The 20,131-nt window shown below is 63.4% G+C and carries 11 protein-coding genes; 5 read left to right on the top strand and 6 right to left on the bottom strand.

The features are described 5' to 3' along the window. The first annotated feature begins 47 nt into the window (after window positions 1-47). The 3 genes from WDS16_RS16740 (at window position 48) to istB (ending at window position 3,406) form a co-directional block, all read left to right on the top strand. The gene (locus WDS16_RS16740) at window positions 48-656 is read left to right on the top strand and encodes a TetR/AcrR family transcriptional regulator (RefSeq protein WP_338886348.1); all 609 of its coding nucleotides are present in this window, start codon (window positions 48-50) and stop codon (window positions 654-656) included. A 519-nt stretch (window positions 657-1,175) separates the two neighbouring features. Then, window positions 1,176-2,567 (top strand): Mu transposase domain-containing protein, encoded by a 1,392-nt coding sequence (locus tag WDS16_RS16735; RefSeq protein ID WP_338886009.1) that lies wholly within the window; start codon window positions 1,176-1,178, stop codon window positions 2,565-2,567. Further along, window positions 2,564-3,406, top strand: a complete 843-nt coding sequence (gene istB / locus WDS16_RS16730; RefSeq protein WP_338886008.1) for an IS21-like element helper ATPase IstB — start codon at window positions 2,564-2,566, stop codon at window positions 3,404-3,406. Before WDS16_RS16735 ends, istB begins: the two co-directional genes overlap by 4 nt. A gap of 7 nt (window positions 3,407-3,413) precedes the next feature. Here istB and WDS16_RS16725 read toward each other — a convergent pair whose 3' ends face one another. Further along, on the bottom strand, window positions 3,414-3,554 hold the full coding sequence (locus WDS16_RS16725) for a hypothetical protein (RefSeq protein ID WP_338886347.1): 141 nt from the start codon (window positions 3,552-3,554) through the stop codon (window positions 3,414-3,416). A gap of 259 nt (window positions 3,555-3,813) precedes the next feature. Between WDS16_RS16725 and WDS16_RS16720 the strand changes: the two genes are divergently transcribed. Beyond that, window positions 3,814-4,167 (top strand): hypothetical protein, encoded by a 354-nt coding sequence (locus WDS16_RS16720; RefSeq protein ID WP_338886346.1) that lies wholly within the window; start codon window positions 3,814-3,816, stop codon window positions 4,165-4,167. A 194-nt stretch (window positions 4,168-4,361) separates the two neighbouring features. Here WDS16_RS16720 and WDS16_RS16715 read toward each other — a convergent pair whose 3' ends face one another. Genes WDS16_RS16715 through WDS16_RS16695 form a run of 5 tightly spaced genes read right to left on the bottom strand, consistent with a single transcriptional unit; the run spans window position 4,362 to window position 15,314 of the window. Continuing rightward, complete coding sequence (locus WDS16_RS16715) at window positions 4,362-4,985, bottom strand: N-acetyltransferase (protein ID WP_338886345.1); 624 nt, start codon at window positions 4,983-4,985, stop codon at window positions 4,362-4,364. Then, on the bottom strand, window positions 4,975-7,104 hold the full coding sequence (locus tag WDS16_RS16710; RefSeq protein WP_338886344.1) for an MMPL family transporter: 2,130 nt from the start codon (window positions 7,102-7,104) through the stop codon (window positions 4,975-4,977). Before WDS16_RS16710 ends, WDS16_RS16715 begins: the two co-directional genes overlap by 11 nt. Before the next feature lie 7 nt (window positions 7,105-7,111). Further along, entirely contained in the window at window positions 7,112-7,414 is a 303-nt protein-coding gene (locus tag WDS16_RS16705) for a hypothetical protein (protein ID WP_338886343.1), read from the bottom strand. Between the two features lie 42 nt (window positions 7,415-7,456). Then, entirely contained in the window at window positions 7,457-8,818 is a 1,362-nt protein-coding gene (locus WDS16_RS16700; protein ID WP_338886342.1) for an aminotransferase class I/II-fold pyridoxal phosphate-dependent enzyme, read from the bottom strand. A gap of 1 nt (window position 8,819) precedes the next feature. Then, on the bottom strand, window positions 8,820-15,314 hold the full coding sequence (locus WDS16_RS16695; protein WP_338886341.1) for a type I polyketide synthase: 6,495 nt from the start codon (window positions 15,312-15,314) through the stop codon (window positions 8,820-8,822). A 1,306-nt stretch (window positions 15,315-16,620) separates the two neighbouring features. On the opposite strand from WDS16_RS16695, the gene rpoB reads away from it, so the two are divergent. Further along, window positions 16,621-20,127 (top strand): DNA-directed RNA polymerase subunit beta, encoded by a 3,507-nt coding sequence (rpoB, locus tag WDS16_RS16690; RefSeq protein ID WP_338886340.1) that lies wholly within the window; start codon window positions 16,621-16,623, stop codon window positions 20,125-20,127. The last annotated feature ends 4 nt before the right edge of the window (window positions 20,128-20,131 follow it).

The raw sequence follows: 20,131 nt of genomic DNA, 5'->3' as shown, positions 1-20,131 counted from the left end.
TGAACGTGCTAAATAAGAAAATAGCACAAGCCTGCTATAAAAGAGCAGTGCCGAGAATCGTAGATCCCACCGAGAGGCGTCAGAGAATCTTCGAGGCGGTCTTCGATGTGGTTGTCGAATCGGGAATCGAACAGGTCACCCTGCGTGCGGTAGCCGACGCAGCAGGTTTGGCGATCGGTTCTGTGCGCCACTACTTTCCGGCGCGTGACGAACTGATCGCCGCCGCCTCGAACGAGATCATCGATCGAGTCTCGGCTCGCATCGAGGCGCACCGAGATCGGTTGGATGGCAACGAGGACCGTCTCACGATTGCCGAAGACATGTTGGGTGAATTGCTTCCACTGAACGAACGAACGAGTCGGGAGGTCACCGTCTGGCTCGAGATCGTCACATCGGGACGTACCGATCCAGTTCTGGCGGCGGCGGCTGGGCGGCTCTTCGCGGGATCATCGTCGATGGCCAGGCTGATCGTCGTGCGAGCCGAGTTGGCCTCGGAAGCGGAGACGGCACTCGAAACCGAAAGGTTGGCGGCCGTGATCGACGGACTCGCACTCAGGGCAACACTGCATCCGGACATGACGCCGCCGACGGTTGCCAGGAATGTGGTCAGGCGACACTTGAGTCAGTTACGCACAACCAAGCCTTCCGATTCGTGACCAGTCGCTCACCGGCGGGACAGACTGAGATGCCGACGGAGCCGGTCGCGACCGTGGTCGATTCGGCGTCAACGACGGAAGAGTCTCAGCAACTGTCGGATGTGACAGTGCGAAGCAGGCGATGCGGATCCGGACCGGCGGTGTGTCGCTGACTGGTATTCGGGACGTGGCGGGTTGTTTTGCGGTCGACGTTGTAAGTAGCGATGTGGCAACGGTGAGATGTTGCGGCGGTGGTGTGTCGAGATGTCGTCAACGTGCGGCCGAGCGGATCGGTTACGGCCGGCGCAGTTCGTCTCGCTGGTGGCGAGGTCGATCGATGAACACGGCGTACAGCGCTGCACTGACGATCGTTATCACGGCGAGGGTTACGGCTTCGGCCCAGCTGACGGCGCTCGCTGAAATTCCCTAGTTTCGCTTATCGAAATTCCCTACCCGTGTGGCATCGCCAACGAGGGCGGGTCTCCACCGAAGCTGATGGTCTCTGACCACACACCAGCTATCGAAGGAGACCCGCTCCTCATGCTTACACAGGAGGAAGATGTGGAAATACAGGCCCTGAAGAAACGCGGGTGGACGACCGCTGCGATCGCCCGACACACCGGCCGAGACCCGAAGACGATCCGGTCGTATCTGAACGGCACCACCACCCCCGGAGTGCGCAAACGCAGCATCCCGGACCCGTTCGAGGTGTTCCTCGCCTACGTCACCGCACGGCTACTCGACGACCCCCACTTGTGGGTGCGCACGCTCTGCGACGAGCTCGAGGACCTTGGCTACGCGATGTCGTATCAAACGCTCTCCCGCAAGATCCGCGAGTTGGGACTACGCCCGATCTGCCAAGCCTGCCTGACCGCCACCGAAAGACCCAACGCTGTCATCGAACACCCGCCGGGTGAAGAGACACAATGGGATTGGGTCGATCTGCCCAACCCACCTGCCTCGTGGGGATGGGGATCGATGGCACATCTGTTCGTCGGGACCTTGGCGTGCTCGGGGAAATGGCGCGGAATCCTTGCACCCGAGATGACTCAGCCGCGTGTCGTCGACGGGCTCGACCGGATCTGCCGGGGCCTCGGCGGGGTGAGCAGGGTGTGGCGGTTCGACCGAATGGCGACCGTGTGTCTTCCCGAATCGGGTCGGATCACCGCCAGCTTCGCCGGCGTCGCCAAACATTACGGTGTGTCCGTCGCGATCTGCCCACCGAGGCGCGGGAACCGCAAAGGTGCAGTAGAGAAGTCCAATCACACTGCAGCACAGCGTTGGTGGAGAACACTGGCCGACGATCTGACGGTCGAGCAAGCCCAAGCCAGCCTCGATCGGTTCTGTAGTCTCCGCGGCGATACCCGTCTGCGAGCGACGAAAGACGGCAAAACATCGGTAGCAACGCTCGCCACCTCCGAAGGACTGCACCCGATGCCAGCGACCACCTATCCGGCGATCGTGACCACCGAACGAGTGGTCTCCCGGCAGGCGTTGGTGTCCTATCGCGGCAACCGCTACTCCGTCCCTCCCGAGCTCGCATCGGCCACCGTGACGGTCACCCAAGTCCTCGGAACCGATGTCATCGACATCGTCACCCCCTCGAACATCACCATCGCCAGACACCGGCTGGCAGCAGACGGAACCGGTGCGATGGTCCGCGATCACGGCCACATCTACGCCCTCGAACAAGCGGCGATGGCCGGCGCCAACACCGGTCGCCCGCACCGCCGCAAGGAACGCATCCCACCCGGACCCGAGTCTCTCGCTGCAGCGGACATCCTGCGAACCGCCACCGGAACAGCACACCCCACGCACGCAGAGTTGAACGAGGCCGGCAGTGGTGCAACTGAATCCGACACGAGCGATGCAATCGTCTACGACCTCTCGATCTACGAACGCGCCGCGCACGGAAGGAACACCCTGTCATGACCGACAACAAATCCACCGACCGGATACCGGCACCGAACACCGCCGAAGCAGCGAGCCTCTACCAACGCTTGCGCGGACATCTCGCAGTGCTGAAACTGCACGACGCGGCCGAAGCGCTACCGTCGGTCCTCGACCAAGCCGCAGCCGAGGAACTGTCGATGACCGCGGCGCTGGACCGGTTGCTCTCGATCGAGGTCGAGGCCACCGAAGCCCGCCGGTTGACCGGAAGACTTCGGTTCGCATGCCTACCGACACCAGCCTCGCTCGAGGACTTCGACTACGACGCCGCTGCCGGTGTCGACCGCAAGCTCATCGAGGAGCTAGCGACCTGCCGATACCTCGAAACAGCGACGAACGTGCTGCTCATCGGACCGCCCGGGGTCGGGAAGACGCACCTGTCCGTCGGGTTGGCGAGAGCCGCAGCACACGCTGGGTATCGGACGTATTTCACCACCGCAGCCGATCTCGCCGCCCGCTGCCACCGAGCTGCGTTGGAGGGCCGGTGGGCCACGACGATGCGGTTCTATGCCGGACCGACACTTCTCGTCGTCGACGAACTCGGATACCTACCGCTACCCGGTGAGGCAGCATCAGCGCTGTTTCAAGTTGTCTCGCAACGGTATATGAAGACATCGATCGTGATGACCACCAACCGTGGCGTCGGATCCTGGGGTGAAGTGCTCGGAGACAACACCGTCGCCGCAGCCATGCTCGACCGACTTCTACATCGATCGGTCGTGCTCAACCTCGACGGCGATTCCTACCGCCTACGAGACCACAACGCCAGATCGGAGAAGCTCCGCAAAGCCACCACCGGAACCCGCCAACCACTACAGTGAAGACCGCTCACGGGTAGGGAATTTCATTGAGCACGATCAGGGAAATTCGATGAGCGCCGTCACAGCCGTAGTACATCAGGAGCACTGCGGCCAGGGGCAACCCGGTGGCAACGACGCATCCCCACTTTCCGTGAGTCATCCAGCGCATTCGACATCCTCCTACTGCGGGAATGAAAGATACCAAGTGGCCTGATTCTGCCAGAATCAACAGCCGCGTGCGGGCCTGCGTGTTCACCTTCTAACTGTCTCGCCCATCCCGAAGCAGCGGCCACTAGACAGTCTCAGATGGGCTCGCCCGAAACTTCGAGCGAGGGGTGCACCTACACACTGACGACTTCTGGCACTACATAGTCGCTGGCGCGATCCCGCCCTACGAGCCAGCATCCGCCGCCCAAAACCAGACAGTCATGAATGTCATCGCCGGAGCCTCATTCGCCTATGCTGCAGGCAGATTCACAATGGTGCTCGACGGCATTGTTGGGCCGTGGATGCTCCAGCACTTCCGCTACCATGCGCCCGATATAGACGTCCACTACGTCGTACTGCGCCCCGATCGCGACATCACACTGGCGCGCGCTCAGGCGCGAACTGTTCCCCACGCGCTCGTCGACGAGCAGCCGATCATCACGATGTGGCACCAGTTCGCATCTATGGGTAGCTACGAGTCACACGTGCTCGACACATCGACAGATGACGCGCACCGCAGCATCGAGCGGGCCGCCGGCGTCGTTGCCTCCAATATGTTTCGTCTCAACGGATGAGCCTCGTCAACCAGGGCAAACCATCAACAGAGATCAGCTCACCGGAGCCAGGTCGAATCGTCACCTTAGGGCCAGACGGCAGTGGACATAGCCAAACGAACGGTTGTGAGTGACCCCGATGCGTCATGCAGGCAGTCGCCTACGCCTTGTACGAGCACACCTCACCCATCGAGACCATGCTGTGGACCTTCGCTTCACTGCTCTGCTCGTCGGGCAGCGGCCGGACGGTTCAGCCGGTGCACCACGGGTCCCTTGGGGCCGATTGTGGCGGTCCCTACCGGGGTAAATCCCATTGCAGTCCAGAACGGGACGTTGCCTCTCTTGCAGACGCCGAACATTGTCCGGCCTTCGCGGTCGACGCGGTCGAAGATCGCCTGCGACAGCGCCGCACCGACGCCGGACCGATGCGCTGTCGGTTCGACTCCCAGATAGACCCACAGCACGGCGTCGTCGTCGGGAGCGCCTGCATCGAGCATCCGGTCCATCTCGATGCCGGCTCGCACCCCCCGACCCATAGCCCACAGCAGGTGCGGACCCGCAACAAGACCCCGCCACCATTCGACTCGAGGAGCATCGTGGGGATGCCACAGGCTCACGCCGACGATCTTTCCGTCGAGGACCGCGATTTCCGCTCCGCCGACTGGTAGATAGCGGTGCCGTATGAGTGCGGACATCATCCGCCGCTGCATCTTCGGCCGGCGTCGGTCGTTGGGGAAGAAGTACGCGCTCACCGGATCGTCGGAGTGAAAAGCTCGAGCCATCATCGACGACATCTCCTTGATGTCGGACCTCGTCGCGACTCTGATGTCAACCGGCATGCGCGCTGTCCTTGTCCTGTAAAACCTGGTCGGATTCGGGTGTGGACGACGAGGGGTGCAACCACCAATTGGCGTTGCCCATCAGAGCGACGAGGGCAGGGACGAGCAGCATCCGGACCACTGTCGCGTCGAGGATCAGACCGACGATGACGCCGATGCCCAACAAGCGCATCATCGAAAGTTCGGACAGGGAAAAGGCCGCAGTCACCGTGATCAGCAGAAGGGCTGCTGCGGTGACGACCCGTCCGGTGCGGGCAGCCCCGATTCTGACCGCCTCTCGTGTAGACGCACCGCGATCGTGAGCTTCGACGATGCGGGAAAGTAGGAAGATCTCGTAGTCGGTGGAGAGCCCGAACACGACAGCGAGGATCAAGATGCTCATCGTGGCTTGGACCGGGCCCGGGGTGATGCCGAGGACACCGGCTCCGTGGCCGTCGTCGAAGATCCAGGTCAGCACACCGAAGGTGGCAGCCAGGCTGACCATCGCCATGAAAATTGCCTTGACGGACAGCACTATCGACCTGAAAGCGGCGGTGGTGACGACGAAGGTGGACGCGATCATGATCGCGAACATCCATGGAATCGTGTCGTAGATGGCAGAGATTCCGTCCTGGCTGAGCGCGGTCGGTCCGCCGACCCGGATCACGGTGCCGTCCGGCGGGGTGATCTCGCGAATGGAATCCACCGCTGCGAGTGCACCTTCTGTGCGGTCGGGGGAGGACAGGATGGCGCGCACCACCGCAAAGTTCTCGGCTTCGCCTGCCGGCGCCGCGGCTGCGATCCCGTTCTGGCTTGCCACCTCGTTCGAGACCTCCTGCACGGCCAATGGATCCGGTGACCCACCCTCTGCCGATTGCACCATGATGGTGACTCCGGAATTGGCAAGCGGGAAGTCGGAGAACAGCTTGTCGGTCGCTATCCGAGCCGGAGCATCCTGTGGCAACCCCTTGTGGTCGAGGTCCCCGAGTGTCAACCCGAATACGGGCGCACTGAGCAACGCGAGGAAAGCGAGAATCGCAACCGCAACGAGGATCGGTCGACGCATCACCCGACTCGCGACCGAACCCCAGAAACGTTCTGCACGTTCGTCTCCACGGTCGATAGCGCCCTTGCGCCAACTGAGCGAATTGATTCGATGCCCCAGGAGCATGAGGGTTGCTGGGAGCGCGGTCAGTGACACGAAGGCCGCGGCGCCGACTGCCGCCATGCCGCCGAAACCGAGCGAACGAACCATCGCTTGCGGAAAGATCAACATCCCGATGAAGCCGCACACCAACAGCAGACCGGAGAACGCGACCGTACGGCCCGCGGTCGCCATCGTGCGTCGTACCGCGTCCTCGGGCGTAGATCCTCGTCGAAGCTCTTCACGGAACCGGGTCAGCACGAACAAGCTGTAGTCAACCGCCATACCGAGACTGACCAGCGTCGCGATGTTGGTAGCGAAGATGCTGACCTCGGTGAAGTTGGTCAGTACTCGCATCACCGCAAGAGAAGCGAGAATGCTCGACCCTCCGATGCACAACGGAACTGCGGCAGCGGTGATTCCGCCGAAAATGACGAGCAGCAACACCATCAGTATCGGGAAGGTGATGATCTCGGCCCGGATCAGGTCGGCGCGAGCTTGCGTGTTGTAGGCGTCGGCGATGGCGGAGAATCCGCCGAATTCGACATCGATCCCGTCCAACATGCGGGCGTCCTTGATGTCACGGTAAGACTTGACCCGGGTATCCTCGTTGCCGGTGAAAGTCAGCACCGCGACCACGGATCGACGATCGAACGACGCCAGCCCCTCAGCGAAGGCAGGCGGCACGTTCCAGTACGTCAACGGAGCTCGTACGAGAAGGGATGCGTCGATCTCGGAGAGGTTGGCTTCGACGACGCCACGGATGTCGTCGATCGATCGGCCGTCTCGAGGCGTGTAGACGATCGCTATATCGGGTGCGGTACGGCCGAATTCGGCGTCGACTATATCGTCGACCTGCGCCGCTTCGCTGCCAGGATCGGAATATCCACCGAGGCTGAGATCGGACAGCACGCCCGCGCCCCAGATTCCAGCCGCGAGGACGACGGCGATGGAGGTGGCGACGACGAGACGAGCGCGCCCGATGATGGCTTCCACCAGTCGGTTACGTGAGTGAGGTGTCGATATCGATGTCGAAGCCTTGTGCAATGGACGTCCTGTTCGGTCGTTGAACGAGGGGTTCGTCGAGAAGCGGGGTCGTGGTGCGCGGCTCCGGGTTCACAAGTGACCGCGCGGCCTGAGCGGGACCCCCGTTGCCGCTGGTCAGCTGCGTCGTGTGCAGACCATACACCGATACGTTCCCGCCGTCGAGGCTGCCGGGCGTCATGATTGTCGGCACCGCCCGAACGAAGCGAGAGGGCTGCAAGTCGTTCGCTCGCAGTGTGATTCGATCGAGAAATTGATCCACGATTCAACTGTCCGTGAGGGGTGTCGACCAGCGAACCTACCGCTACAACTTGTCCAGGACACTTGCGATCTCGATCAACGCTGTGTCGATCTGCTCGATCGTGTGCTCGCTGGAGATGAACAAGCGAAGACGCTCTTCGCCGAGTGGAACCGAGGGGTACGTGATCGCGTTGACGTTCACGCCCGCTTCCAGCAGAGTCACTTGTGCGATGACCGCCTTCTGGGTGTCCGAAACGATGATCGGCAGAATCGGAGTGCCCTCGGCCAGTCCTGTCGACAGTCCGAGTGCCTGAGCCTTCGCGAAGGCGTACTGGGCGCGAGATTGCAATCGCGCGATTCTGTCCGGTTCGGCGTCGATGATGTCGATACTCGCGAGCGCCGCGGCGATCGATGCAGGCGCAGGCGCGGTCGCGAACATACTGAGCCCGGGCGCTGAGTACTTGAATGCGCGAACCAGTTCTCGGCTTCCTGCGATGAACCCGCCAACGCTGCCGAGTGCCTTGGACATGGTCCCCATCCACACATCGACCGCGTCCCCGGACAAGCCGTAGAGGTCCCTGATTCCATGACCTCGCTCCCCGAGCACCCCGAACGAATGGGCCTCGTCGATCATCACCGCGCAGTCGTACTTGCGCGCGACTGCGACGAGTTGTGGAAGAAGAGCGACGTCACCGTCCATGCTGTAGTGGCTTTCGAGGATGACCATTGCCCGTGTGAATCCCGCCCTAGACATCTTCAGTATCGCTTCGAGCGCAGCGGGGTCGTTGTGTCGGAACGTGACTCGACGGCACCCAGCCCACTCGGTGCCGGACACGATGCTGCTGTGCACCAGAGCGTCGCATACGGCCAGATCCCCGCGGCCGAGCAGATACCCCACCGCTGCAGCATTGGTGAGGTAGCCGCTCGTCGTGACTACGGCGTCGTCGACGTCGTAGATCTCGGCGATCCGTGATTCGAACCTCGCGTACAGCGGAATCTGACCCGACACGATGCGGCTGGCCGATACCGAGGTGCCGTACTCGTCGATGGCGGCTTTGGCTGCGTCCGCGACCCTGGCGTCGTTGCTCAGTCCCAGGTAGTTGAAGCAGCCGAAGTTGAGCATGTCTCGGTCGAGTTGTCGGATTACTGCGCCGCTCGTGCCTTCATGCTCCAGGTAGAGGGGATTGGGCACCCCCAGCGACGCGAACATTGCGTCGACGCCGTCGAATTGCGCGACCGTGGACACGATGTCCGGGTGATCGAGCAAGCCGCTTCCTACAGTGCGACTCCGCGGTGGAGGCGAGAATTCGGCGACGGGAACCGGGGCCCCGACGTGCGTCGAGGTGCCGGGATCGTCGACCTGCACTGTCGAATAGCCGCTGCGCGACAGCAGCTGTCGTGCTATTTCACGCGCATCGCTCGTCATGTCAGTTGCTTCCTGTCGTGTCCGTCATCAGGGCGCCTGCGCTGGCTGCGCTCTCGGCGGCCAGCGCTGCGTCGACCGGCTCGTAGGTCGGACCTGCGATGACCTCGATCTCGATGGGCGCAGGCTCCGGTGTGGAGGGCTCGGTCGGTGCTGGGACGCCAGCGGCGCGAGCGGTGAGTCCGGCGGCGAGCTTCCCGCCGATCGCAGCCAGACCATGGCCGCGACCGAACTCGAGGACTGAGAGCTCCAATCCCACGGTCTTTCCGACACGGGCCGCGAACTCGACTGCCATCAGGGAGTCGAGTCCGAGCTCGGGCAGTGGCGTCTGGACGTCGACGGCCTCTGCATCGATGCCCATCACGAGCGCCAACTGTTCGGCAAGGATGAAGGTGAGGACATCCGCTCGCTGATCCTCGGGAAGCGCGAGCACCTCGGCCTGGAGCGCCGAGATCCCGGATCCGCCAGTACTGGCTGCGGCGATGTGCGCGGCGAACCGCGGAATGGTTGCCGACGCCGGATTGGCGACGCCCCACTGTTCCCAGTCGATCCCGACGAGCGCCACGTGTGGGATGTCCAAAGTCAAGCATTCGTGCAAGAAGCGCGTCGCTTCGTCCATGTCGATGTTCTTGAAACCCAGCATGTCCAGGTAACGCACCACTTCTTGCTTCGCCTCGGCCATCCCGCCGCCGGACATCGAACCCCAGCTGACGGTGAAGGCCGGTTTTCCCCTCTGCCGACGTGTCCATGCCAATGCGTCGAGGACGGAGTTGGCGGCGGAGTACGACACCTGAGGTGCTCCACCGGTGAGGCTGCTCATCGACGAGAACATCACGAAGATGCTCGGATCGACTCCTGCCTCGTCCAATGCGCGATCGAGATTCATAGCACCGGTGACCTTGGGCAGGAAGATGTTCCGCAGCGAGTCGTCGGTGATGTCGTTGACGGCGTAGTTGTCGACGAGTCCTGCCGTGTGGAAGATGCCGGCGATGCTGCTGCCGCCGCATTTCACCCTGTTCACCATCTGCAGGACGGCGTCGTATTCGGAGATGTCGAGCAACTCCTCGGTGACGCTCACTCCGGCTGCTGCACATTCGGCCAGCGTCTCCTGAGCCCGCTCGGTGCTCGCGCCGCTCCTTCCGACCAGGACGAGGTTGCGTGCGCCCTCGTCGACGAGCCACCGAGCAACGGCGGTGCCGAACGCGCCGAACCCGCCGGTGACGATGTATGTAGCGGTGGGATCGATGTCGACCGTCGGGACTTCTGGACGGACGACGGGGGAGGCCTCGGCGAGATCGAGCACGACGCGGCCGGTGTGTGAAGAACGAATGACCGAATCGAATGCCTCGCCCACCCGGTCCATGGTGTACATCGTGTACGGAAGGTGCTCGAATTCTCCCGTCGACATTCGGTCCAACACCTCTCGGGTGACCTGACGCGCCAATTCGGGCTTGTGCTCGAACATTCGGTCCATGTCGACGGCGTAGAACGTCAGATTGCGATCGAAAGGCTTCAGATCCATGACGCCGCCGAAGTAGATGTCGGCCTTGCCGATTTCGATGATGCGCGCGAATTCGGCTGCGACGTGCAGGTTCTGCGCCATGATCTCACCCGGCGACGAGTTGAAGACGACATCGACTCCGCGTCCTTCGGTGAGCGCCATGACCTCCTCGGAGTAGTTGAGGGATCGCGACGCCAGAACTTCGTCAGCGCCGGCGTCGCGCGCGACGGCTCGGCGTTCGTCGGTGCCTGCGGTCGCGATGACGCGTGCTCCCATGAGCTTCGCCACCTGCACGGCTGCCAATCCCATGCCGCCTGCCGCACCGTGAATCAATACCGTCTCACCCGGCTGCACCTGCGCCAGATGCACAAGACCGTACTGCGCGCAGAGGAACGGCAGGATCGACGAGCACCACCCGGCTTCCCACGCCGACGGGATGGCCATCGTTCCGCCCTCCTCGATGCCGATCGTGACGTAGCGCCGCATCATGTTTCGTGCGCACACGCCCATGCGGTCGCCCGGAACGATCTCGGTGACGCCTGGCCCCACGCGCGTGACGATCCCGGCGCCCTCGAGGCCGAGCGTGGTTCCGAAGTACGTGCCAGCCAGCTCCTTGTCGGTGAGTACCCCCATCACCTTCAGCGGGTCCTTGTAGTTGAGTCCGACGGCTTCCATCTTCACTTCGATTTCGCCTGGACCGGGTTCTCGACGCCGGTGTGCGCGGAAGGAGATGTCCGAGAGCAGTTTCGAAGCCGGAACCTCGACGGCGAACGACTGCTCCGGGTCGCGGAGCGCTGTCGGTACTTCTCGAACGGCGAGATGTTCGTTCAGGTTGCTGCGCAGAGTGACGACCCAGCGAGAGCCCTGCCTCAGCGCAACCTCATCCACGACGTCGGTTGCGAACGGACCGAATGCGAAGGTTTCCGCAGTGATCTCGCGCAGCGTGGTCGACGGTTCGGTGTCGACGAAACGCCATGCGGCGGGGGACTGTTCGTTGCGCAACGACCGACGCGCGCCGACGAGACCCGCATGTGTGAGATCGGCGCCCTCGGTGTCACCCGGCATACAGAAGGCGCGCTCGGCGACGATGACTGCGCTCACACTGCCCGGGTCGACTGCGGGGCCGATCTCGTCGCCGTATATCGCCACGTGGACGGTACGAGCTGCGGTGAGCAGTGATCCGACCGCCGATGCCGGGTCTGAGAATCGTCCGGCGACTGCGACGATCGTGGCGCGGTCGATGGTATCGGCCGCCATCCCCGCTCGAAGCGCGGCGACGATCTCGGGGACGGACACGGTGTCGGCGTGGAGAATCATCGAGGACGGCCGTGACGTCGCAATCGCCTCGGCGCGTGTCTGCGCGGTGACGTCGGCGTCGCCGAGAATCAGAACGAGTGCGAAGTCGCGGGCGGCTTCGCTTCCTATCTCGTCGGCCTCGCGGTTGTCGTGCAGTTCCCACACCGGCTCGTAGAACACCTTCGACAGACGATGGTGGAGGGACTGCGGTGGTGCGATCGCTCGGAACTCGACGCCGCCGAGAGTGACTGCGGCTCGCCCTTCGGGATCGGTGATCGCGATGTCGGCGCGCATCGGGTCGACCGACGTGCGCTTCACGACGACGGTGGCGCGGTCGGGTAGCGGACCGTAGCGGCGCACGGTACCCATCGAGAACGGAACGACTGCACCGGATGAGCCGGAGGACAGCGTCGCTACGCACTGCAGCGCGGTGTCGAGAATCGCCGGGTGCACGAGATGGCTCGACCCACCGTGGCGTCCAGCGTCGATGGAGGCCACGATCGTGTCTCGGCCGATCGCAACGGTCTCTATGCCCTGGAACGCCGGGCCGTACTGCAGGCCTGCAGCAGCCAGAAGCGGGTACAGGTCTTTGCCGGAGATCTGGGCGGCATCGGGTGGCGTGTCGGAGGCGACGAACGGTGCATCGAAATGCCCCTCGACGAGTCGACCTGTGGCGTTGACCGTCCACACCATGTCCGCCGCCGAACGTGAGCGAATGACGAATCGCCGCGTGCTGTCCTCGACCGATACCTGGAGAACGGGAACATCGTGCTTGTCGACGACGAGCGGAGCTACGAACTCGACGTGTTCCAATCCCACCTCGTGCCGTCCTGAGCGGACGGCTGCCGCACTCAACGCCGCGTCTATGTATGCCGTGCCAGGGAGCAGCACCAGACCGTCGACGACGTGGTCTTGCAACCACGGCAGCTGTGCGACTGCTAGTTCTACTTGCCATTCCGACGCCGCTGAACCGGAGCGATCTCCGAGCATCGGGTAGATGGTGTCGGTTCCGAAGCGGTCGGCGACGGACGCGTCGTCCTCGGTCCACACCCGTGTCTTCTGCCACGGATAGGCGGGGAGCGCGACGTGCGGCGATGCAAGGGTGCCGTCGCTCGCGAAGACGCGACCGTCGAACGAACCCGCTGCGTACAGGTTCGACAGGGCGGTGCTCAGCGATTCCGCGTCGCTCTGCTTGCGTACCAGTGTGCCGATGGACGTTCCAGGATCGCCTGTCCTGATGAGGATTTCGCGAATGTTGCCGGACAGGACGGGGTGTGGGCCGATCTCGAGGAACACACGGTGACCGCGACCGACCAGCTCGGCGACCGTGTCGGCGAAGCGGACGGGCCGGCGGACGTTCTCGCACCAATAGGCGGCGTTCCAGTCGGCGCCGGTGACCTCGCTACCGGTGACCGTGGAGAACAAGGTCAGCTCGGGGGTGTGTGGGTCGAGTGAGGCGAGGCTGCTCGCGACCTCGTCGAGAATGGGGTCCATCAAGTGGCTGTGGTACGGCACCTCGACCTGGAGGGGCTTGGCGAAAATTCCGCCCTCGGTGAGCGCGTTTGCCAGAGCGGCGAGGTGCGAGGCGTCACCGGCCAGGGTGACTGCGCTGGGGCTGTTGATCGCGGCGACGGACACGTGTTCGGACATATCCGACCCGGCCTTCTCCAGATAGGCGATGGCCTCGGCCTCGGAAAGTCCGACGGCGAGCATCGAGCCGGTGCCGGCCGTGGTTGCCTGTAGCCGTGCTCGGTGGCAGCTGACCAGCAGGGCGTCGTGCAGACTCAGCGCGCCGCTGACGTATGCCGCGCTGACCTCACCGACACTGTGCCCGACGACGGTGTCGGGTTCGATACCGAGCGAGCGCAACTCGGCGACGAGGCACACCTGGACAAGGAAGTTGGCCGGTTGCGCCACCTCGGTATCGGTGACGCGAGAATGCTCCTCGTCGCGACACAGTTGCTCGATGATGGACCAGCCTGCGATCTCGATGAACTTCTCGTCGACGATGTCCGCCATGCGTGCGAATTCACCGCCCGCGTGCAGGAGTTCGCGGGCCATGCCCCACCACTGCGGCCCCATCCCGCTGAAGACGAAGACGGGTGCGGCGCCGGTGGTGTCGACGACGTGCGAAGTGGTGCCGGTACCCGATGCGACGTCGCGAAGCTTGGCCAGCAGGTCTCGCGCGTCGGTGAAACTGAGCGACGTGCGCACTGGGTGGTGCGCGCGCCTGGTCCAGGCGGCGGCCGTGAATCGACGTACGGTCTGGTCGTCTGTCCGATCGTCGTCGGTCTTCAGGGCTTCGAGGGTGTCTGCAAATGAGGACGCCACCGCGCGCAGAGCAACGTCGGTTCGGGCGGACAGCGGAAAAAGGCGCAGGGCGGAGGGACGTCGAAACGACGCGTCGGAATGCGGGGCGTTCTCCATGACGACGTGCGCGTTGGTGCCGCCGTAGCCGAACCCGTTGATGGCGACGACCGGCCGGTCGTAGTGCTCCGGGAACGGCTCGACCTCGGTGGGAATGCGAATTGCCAGCTCGTCGAACGGGATTGCCGGGTTGAGGGTGTCGAGCCATGCTTGCGGGACGATGGTGCGGTGGTGGATCGACAGGGCGCTCTTGATGAGGCTCGCGATGCCCGCCGCCGCCTCGGTGTGGCCGATCGATGCTTTGATCGAGCCTACGACGAGGGGAATCTCACGCCCCGCGACCGCACCGTAGGCGCCTCCGAGTGCTTCCAACTCGAGCGGATCGCCGACCGAGGTACCGGTGCCGTGCGCTTCGACGTAGCCCACCTGGCTCGGTTCGATGCCGGCTTCGGCGCAGACCCGTTCGGCGAGTGCCCGCTGCGATACCGGGTTCGGGACGGGAATCGCTATGGTTCGCCCGTCCTGATTGACGCCGGATCCGCGGATGACGGAGTAGATGCGGTCACCGTCGCGTAGCGCGTCGGCCAGCGGTCGCAGCAGCACAACCCCCGCGCCCTCACCGCGGCCGTATCCGTCGGCTGATGCGTCGAACGACTTCGAACGGCCATCGAATGCCAGGAAACGCCCCTTGCACATCGAGATGAATGTTTCCGGTCTGATCATCGTGTTGGCACCGCCGACGAGTGCCATCTCGCATTCGCCGCGGTCGAGCGCACGAACAGCCTCGTGGACCGCGACCAGCGACGACGAACATGCCGTGTCTATCGTCATCGACGGGCCGATGAGGTCGAGTGCGTACGAGATGCGATTCGACAACAGCGTGTGGGACGAACTCGTCGCGCTGTGGGCGTTGATGTGGGAGCGGCTCATCTTCGAACTGCGAAGTCCAGCAGAATCATTGGTGAAACCGCCGATGTACACGCCGATCGGCTGCCCGGACACTCTCCCGGCGTGACCCGCATCGTCGAGGGCTTCCCAAGCGACCTCGAGCAGCAATCTCTGCTGCGGATCGGTCACCGAGGCCTCGCGCGGTGAGATGCCGAAGAACTCTGGATCGAAGTCCCACAGCGACTGCGTCAGAAATCCGCCTTTGCGGGTGTACATGCGGCCGGGAGCGTCTGGATCCGGATCGTAGAATCTGTCCGCGTTCCACCTGTCCGCGGGGATATCGACGATTCCGTCACCCTTGGAGATCATGAACTCCCAGAAACTCTGCGCGTCGTGCACGCCTCCCGGAAACCGACACCCGATACCGACAACTGCAATCTCGACCATGACTCTCCTATGGCGCGTTGATGGCCCTGACGAGCGGAAACTCGAGGAGGCGCAGGTCATCGCGCATGCTCAGAGCTGTGCATACGAAAGTGTCGATCGACCACCGTGTTCCCCCCGAAACGCCGCCGTGCGCCGAGGGGTCGGTCTCCCGCTGCCGATCCACCCGTGCGCTGGCTGAAATATAAGCAGATACGGGCGGGATAAGCCATAGGAGAAACAGCGTGCGACGAGGCGTCTCGGATGTCTCAATGAACGATGGCAAGGTCCAGTTTTCAACATGTTTCGCGAATTCAGGCGGCGTGTGGGTCGCTCGCACTGCGAAACGGGGGACTGGTGGGTGGCGGATGTGTTGAGTGGCAGTGAGTTTCGGCGCGGTCCGCGGGTTGTTTGTGTATTGCTAAGTCGCACAGTTGCTTTCGCTGAGACTGTTGGTTGTCTGCCTCGCTCGGGGGGTGACCGAATGAGTCGTTCGCTGCGGTGTGGCCTGGTTGCGCAGGTTGCAGCCGGCGCGCAAGTTGCAACGCGTGCTCTGGCTGCAACGTGCGCGTGCGGGGTCGGAGGTGACCAAATGAGTCGTTCGCTGCGGCGGTGGGGTGTGCGGACCCAAGTGACCGAATGAGTCGTTCGCTGCGGTGTGGCCTAATTGCGCAGGTTGCAGCCGGCGCGCAAGTTGCAACGCGTGCTCTGGCTGCAACGTGCGCGTGCAGGGTCGGAGGTGACCGAATGAGTCGTTCGGTCCCCGAGCCCCGAGCCCCGAGCCCCGAGTTCTGAGCCCCCGGAACTGCGAACCCCCGGAACCTTGAACCCCCGGAACCTTGAACCTCCGGAACCCCGAGCCCCCGGAACTGCGAACCCCCGGAACCTCGAACCGGCCAACCCGCACCCAGCTCCTACGAACCGACCGGTCCTGTTCGCCGAGCCGATTGCCCGGACCGAGAGTGGGCACGAAATGTTCGCCTCGGCCCCCTTGACGCGCGGAGCCGCAAGGTTCACTCTTGTCCTCGTAGAGCACCCCGTGGCAAACCGGTCGAATGGTTGCCGGGCCCGCGACACGCAGTGGACGATCTTCGTGCGGGTTCCAAATGTCGGGTGCTACTTTTGATGCCCCTGTTGCGCGCTGCGCACATTTGGGGTACCTTTGGACGTTGCGCTGGCTGCCTCCTGTCCACCTCTCGATTGCTGTATGTCGAAGCACCGTCTTCGTACTGCTGCGATGGGGATTCGGTCTGGTTGTGACCAGCGAATTCGCCCCACATTAAGCAAGCAGATACAGCGGCGGTCGCACTGCACGAGCGGCCCGCGTGAGGTGCTGGAAGGACGCATCTTGGCAGTCTCTAGCCAGACCAAGGCAGTTGTCGGAACACCGGGAGCCCCGAGGAGGGTTTCGTTCGCGAATATTCGCGAGCCGTTGGAGGTACCCGGTCTCCTCGATGTACAGACAGATTCTTTCGAATGGCTGGTAGGTGCGCAGAGTTGGCGCGACCGCGCCGGCGCGCGCGGGGACAGCAATGTCTCCGGCGGTCTAGAGGACATTCTGACCGAGCTTTCCCCTATCGAGGATTTCTCGGGCTCGATGTCTCTCTCCTTCTCCGATCCACGGTTCGACGAGGTCAAGGCCTCGATGGACGAGTGCAAGGACAAGGACATGACGTACGCGGCGCCGCTGTTCGTCACCGCTGAGTTCATCAACAACAACACCGGTGAGATCAAGAGCCAGACGGTCTTCATGGGCGATTTCCCCATGATGACCGACAAGGGCACCTTCATCATCAACGGCACCGAGCGCGTCGTCGTCTCGCAGCTGGTCCGTTCACCCGGCGTCTACTTCGATCATTCGATCGACAAGACGACGGAGAAGGACCTGCACAGCGTCAAGGTCATTCCTGGTCGCGGTGCCTGGCTCGAGTTCGACGTCGACAAGCGCGACACCGTCGGTGTTCGTATCGACCGCAAGCGTCGCCAGCCCGTCACGGTGCTGCTGAAGGCTCTGGGCTGGACCACCGAGCAGATCACGGAGCGCTTCGGCTTCTCCGAGATCCTCATGGCCACGCTGGAGAAGGACAACACTGCCGGTACCGACGAGGCTCTCCTCGACATCTACCGCAAGCTGCGTCCAGGCGAGCCGCCCACGAAGGAGTCCGCGCAGACTCTGCTGGAGAACCTGTTCTTCAAGGACAAGCGCTACGACCTCGCTCGCGTCGGTCGTTACAAGATCAACAAGAAGCTCGGCCTCAACTCGGGCCAGCCGATCGTGGCGTCGACCCTCACCGAGGAAGACATCGTCGCGACCATCGAGTACCTCGTGCGTCTGCACGCAGGTGACACCTCGATGACGGCACCCGACGGCGTCGAGGTTCCTGTCGAGGTCGATGACATCGACCACTTCGGCAACCGTCGTCTGCGCACCGTCGGCGAACTGATCCAGAACCAGATCCGCGTGGGCCTGTCCCGCATGGAGCGCGTCGTTCGTGAACGTATGACGACTCAGGACGTCGAGGCCATCACGCCCCAGACCCTGATCAACATCCGCCCCGTCGTCGCCGCGATCAAGGAGTTCTTCGGAACGTCCCAGCTGTCGCAGTTCATGGACCAGAACAACCCGCTGTCGGGTCTGACGCACAAGCGTCGTCTGTCGGCTCTGGGACCGGGTGGTCTCTCCCGTGAGCGCGCCGGCCTCGAGGTCCGCGACGTTCACCCGTCGCACTACGGCCGCATGTGCCCCATCGAGACCCCTGAAGGCCCGAACATCGGTCTGATCGGTTCGCTGTCGGTGTACGCACGGGTCAACCCGTTCGGATTCATCGAGACGCCGTACCGCAAGGTCGTCGACGGTCAGGTCACCGACGAGGTCGACTACCTGACGGCAGACGAAGAAGACCGCCACACGCTTGCACAGGCCAACTCGCCTGTCGACGACAGCGGCCACTTCGTCGAGGACAAGATTCTCGTCCGTCGTAAGGGTGGAGAGGTCGAGTTCGTTTCGTCCTCCGACATCGACTACATGGACGTCTCGCCTCGCCAGATGGTCTCGGTCGCAACCGCGATGATTCCGTTCCTCGAGCACGACGACGCCAACCGTGCCCTGATGGGCGCGAACATGCAGCGTCAGGCTGTTCCGCTGGTGCGGAGCGAGTCGCCGATCGTCGGAACGGGCATGGAACTGCGCGCTGCAGTCGATGCCGGTGACGTCGTCATCAGCGACAAGACCGGTGTCGTCGAAGAGGTCTCGGCCGACTACGTCACGGTCATGGCCGACGACGGAAGCCGCAAGACGTACCGGATGCGCAAGTTCGCGCGCTCCAACCAGGGCACGTGCGCCAACCAGCGTCCCATCGTGGACGAGGGTCAGCGCGTCGAGTCCGGCCAGGTCCTCGCCGACGGTCCTTGCACCGAAGACGGCGAAATGGCGCTCGGAAAGAACCTGCTCGTGGCGATCATGCCGTGGGAAGGCCACAACTACGAGGACGCGATCATCCTGTCGCAGCGCCTCGTGGAAGAGGACGTTCTCACCTCGATCCACATCGAGGAGCACGAGATCGATGCCCGCGACACCAAGCTCGGTGCCGAGGAGATCACTCGTGACATCCCGAACGTCTCCGACGAGGTCCTCGCGGACCTGGACGAGCGCGGCATCATCCGCATCGGTGCCGAGGTTCGTGACGGCGACGTGCTGGTCGGAAAGGTCACGCCGAAGGGCGAGACCGAGCTGACCCCCGAAGAGCGCCTGCTGCGCGCAATCTTCGGTGAGAAGGCACGCGAGGTTCGCGACACGTCGCTCAAGGTTCCGCACGGCGAGAACGGAAAGGTCATCGGCATTCGCGTGTTCTCACGTGACGACGACGACGATCTGCCTCCCGGCGTCAACGAGCTCGTTCGCGTGTACGTCGCTCAGAAGCGCAAGATCCAGGACGGCGACAAGCTGGCCGGCCGCCACGGAAACAAGGGCGTCATCGGCAAGATCCTCCCGCAGGAGGACATGCCGTTCCTGTCCGACGGCACCCCGATCGACATCATCCTGAACACCCACGGTGTTCCGCGTCGTATGAACATCGGTCAGATCTTGGAGACCCACCTCGGGTGGATCGGCAAGACCGGATGGAATGTTCAGGTCGCGACGGACGGCACGAGGCCCGATTGGGCCGAGCGTCTGCCCGAGGAGATGCTGTCGGCACCTGCGGACAGCAACATCGCGACCCCGGTGTTCGACGGCGCCAAGGAGAATCAGCTCACCGGTTTGCTGGAGAGCACGATCCCCAACCGCGACGGCGAGCAGATGGTCGGCGCCGACGGAAAGGCCACGTTGTTCGACGGCCGTTCCGGCGAGCCGTTCCCGTACCCGGTGTCGGTGGGCTACATGTACATCATCAAGCTGCACCACTTGGTCGACGACAAGATCCACGCTCGTTCGACCGGGCCGTACTCGATGATCACGCAGCAGCCCCTCGGTGGTAAGGCTCAGTTCGGTGGTCAGCGCTTCGGTGAGATGGAGTGCTGGGCAATGCAGGCGTACGGCGCTGCCTACACGCTGCAGGAGCTTCTCACCATCAAGTCGGACGACGTTGTCGGCCGCGTGAAGGTGTACGAGGCCATCGTCAAGGGCGAGAACATCCCGGAGCCCGGTATCCCCGAGTCCTTCAAGGTGCTCCTCAAGGAGCTCCAGTCGCTGTGCCTCAACGTGGAGGTGCTGTCCTCGGACGGTGCAGCCATCACGATGGCCGACGGTGACGACGAGGATCTCGAGCGTGCCGCAGCCAACCTGGGAATCAACCTCTCCCGCAACGAAGCTGCCACGGTCGACGATCTCGCGCAGTAGTTCT

It is taken from the genome of Rhodococcus sovatensis, assembly GCF_037327425.1.
In the GTDB taxonomy this organism is placed as follows: Bacteria; Actinomycetota; Actinomycetes; order Mycobacteriales; family Mycobacteriaceae; genus Rhodococcoides; species Rhodococcoides sovatense.
The sequence above is the reverse complement of the archived record's forward strand: the minus strand, read 5'-3'. Positions and strand labels throughout refer to the sequence as shown.